Annotated in this window: 1 protein-coding gene and 10 tRNA genes; all 11 read left to right on the top strand. The window is 42.8% G+C overall.

Annotated elements, in window-relative coordinates; all coding sequences use genetic code 11:
• Nucleotides 1-93 precede the first annotated feature (93 nt).
• The 11 genes from AC0KTX_RS16665 (at nucleotide 94) to AC0KTX_RS16615 (ending at nucleotide 2,047) form a co-directional block, all read left to right on the top strand.
• Nucleotides 94-552, top strand: a complete 459-nt coding sequence (locus AC0KTX_RS16665) for a SprT family protein (RefSeq protein WP_474253150.1) — start codon at nucleotides 94-96, stop codon at nucleotides 550-552.
• Nucleotides 553-686: 134 nt separating this feature from the next.
• A tRNA-Asn gene (locus AC0KTX_RS16660) sits at nucleotides 687-761 on the top strand.
• Nucleotides 762-764: 3 nt separating this feature from the next.
• Nucleotides 765-855 (top strand) — tRNA-Ser (locus AC0KTX_RS16655).
• 8 nt (nucleotides 856-863) lie between these two features.
• Nucleotides 864-935, top strand: a tRNA-Glu gene (locus AC0KTX_RS16650).
• Nucleotides 936-1,056: 121 nt separating this feature from the next.
• Nucleotides 1,057-1,131, top strand: a tRNA-Gln gene (locus tag AC0KTX_RS16645).
• A 332-nt stretch (nucleotides 1,132-1,463) separates the two neighbouring features.
• Nucleotides 1,464-1,539 (top strand) — tRNA-Lys (locus AC0KTX_RS16640).
• 6 nt (nucleotides 1,540-1,545) lie between these two features.
• A tRNA-Leu gene (locus tag AC0KTX_RS16635) sits at nucleotides 1,546-1,627 on the top strand.
• 5 nt (nucleotides 1,628-1,632) lie between these two features.
• A tRNA-Leu gene (locus AC0KTX_RS16630) sits at nucleotides 1,633-1,718 on the top strand.
• A 52-nt stretch (nucleotides 1,719-1,770) separates the two neighbouring features.
• A tRNA-Arg gene (locus AC0KTX_RS16625) sits at nucleotides 1,771-1,847 on the top strand.
• A gap of 3 nt (nucleotides 1,848-1,850) precedes the next feature.
• A tRNA-Pro gene (locus AC0KTX_RS16620) sits at nucleotides 1,851-1,924 on the top strand.
• A gap of 49 nt (nucleotides 1,925-1,973) precedes the next feature.
• Nucleotides 1,974-2,047: transfer RNA gene (locus AC0KTX_RS16615), tRNA-Gly, on the top strand.
• Nucleotides 2,048-2,131: the final 84 nt, after the last annotated feature.

Here is a 2,131-nt window from a genome sequence, read left to right as displayed (position 1 = left end):
GACGGTCTGATTGACATCTAAATCCAGCTAACATGATGCAAGGTTCGTGTACAAATCACAGAAAATGGTGAAGAGACAAAGTAGGTGTCAAACTTGAATGATGAGCAGCTGCAAAAACTTGTAGAGCAAATTTCAAGCGAGTATTTTGAAAAACCATTCTGCCATAAAGCTTATTTCAATAATCGTCTTCGCACGACAGGCGGAAGGTATTTGCTAAACAATCACAATATTGAGATTAACCGAAAATATTATGAACAACACGGATTGGAAGAACTCATCGGCATTATTAAGCATGAGCTTTGCCATTACCATCTGCACATAGAAGGAAAAGGATACCGGCACCGCGATCGGGACTTTAAAGACCTTTCAAAAAAAGTAAATGCACCAAGGTTTTGCACTCCTTTAACAGATGCGCAGAATATAACAAACCGCATATATATTTATGAATGTCAAGTCTGTTCTCAGACATTTATTAGAAGGCGAAAAATCAATTTGGAACGATACGTTTGCGGAAGATGCGGTGGGAAAATTCAATTTTCACAAAAAGGTTGACTAAAGGCATAAAGATGTGGTAAATTATAAAAGCCGTCGTGATTCGGCCAAATATTTCAAAAGAAAAATATAATGAGGACTGGTTGTTGACAAACGACTTGTTGATCCTTAAAATAGTAACAGTCGTTTGATATTCCGCAGTAGCTCAGTGGTAGAGCATTCGGCTGTTAACCGAACGGTCGCAGGTTCGAATCCTGCCTGCGGAGCCATAAGGAGAAGTACCCAAGTGGCTGAAGGGGCTCCCCTGCTAAGGGAGTAGGTCGTGTAAGCGGCGCGAGGGTTCAAATCCCTCCTTCTCCGCCATTTAAAACGGCCCGTTGGTCAAGTGGTTAAGACACCGCCCTTTCACGGCGGTAACACGGGTTCGAATCCCGTACGGGTCATCATGGACTTTTGAAATAGGAAGTTGAAAAACTTCCTATTTCTAGCCTAAAGAGATAAAATGCAAATTTTATCTTTACTTTTTTGTGTGAATATGTTAAATTAATTTCCGTGACTTTTTGATGGGCTATAGCCAAGCGGTAAGGCAACGGACTTTGACTCCGTGATGCGCTGGTTCGAATCCAGCTAGCCCAGCCATTTTCTTGTTGAATTAAGTTAAGCAATTGGCGTTTGTTATTGAGCGACTTCGCTTTGAGAGCTTCAGCTTGTTTAACAGGAGAAGAACAGATGAAGCTTTATCAAAACAGATGAAACTGCCTTAACATATTTTTTCTCAAAAAACTTGTGAAAAAGATTATCTGACATAAAAACGGATCGAAAATTGGAGCCATTAGCTCAGTCGATAGAGCAACGAGCAAAGCTCCTTTGAATAGGTTGCGAGTTGTCCCGACACATCCATCATCCTTGAAAGTGCTGGAAGAGGAAGGGACATCTGACTTTTAAAAAATAATAATTGATTGATTTATTTTGAGCCATTAGCTCAGTCGGTAGAGCATCTGACTTTTAATCAGAGGGTCGGAGGTTCGAATCCTCCATGGCTCACCATTTTAAGCGGGTGTGGCGGAATTGGCAGACGCACTAGACTTAGGATCTAGCGCCTTTTGGCGTGGGGGTTCAAGTCCCTCCACCCGCATAAATGCGGTAGTGGCGGAATGGCAGACGCGCTAGGTTGAGGGCCTAGTGGGGGCGACCCCGTGGAGGTTCGAGTCCTCTCTACCGCACCAAAAAATATTGACATTTACCTGTGTTTTTGTTATTATAGTAAAGTTGCTATTTGCGCCCGTAGCTCAATTGGATAGAGCGTTTGACTACGGATCAAAAGGTTAGGGGTTCGACTCCTCTCGGGCGCGCCATAGCGGGAAGTAGCTCAGCTTGGTAGAGCACATGGTTTGGGACCATGGGGTCGCAGGTTCGAATCCTGTCTTCCCGATTTTATGAGGGCAAAAATTTTCATCTCAATAGGAAAAACAAATGTTAATGCGGGTGTAGTTTAGTGGTAAAACCTCAGCCTTCCAAGCTGATGTCGTGGGTTCGATTCCCATCACCCGCTCCAAATAACTTGATCTTTGAAAACTGAACAAAACGAAAGCGTTCCTGTTGATTCAAGAAATGAGCAGATATGAGGATAAACTTTTTT

The sequence above is a fragment of the Aeribacillus sp. JST-2 genome, from assembly GCF_056032925.1.
The sequence above is the reverse complement of the archived record's forward strand: the minus strand, read 5'-3'. Positions and strand labels throughout refer to the sequence as shown.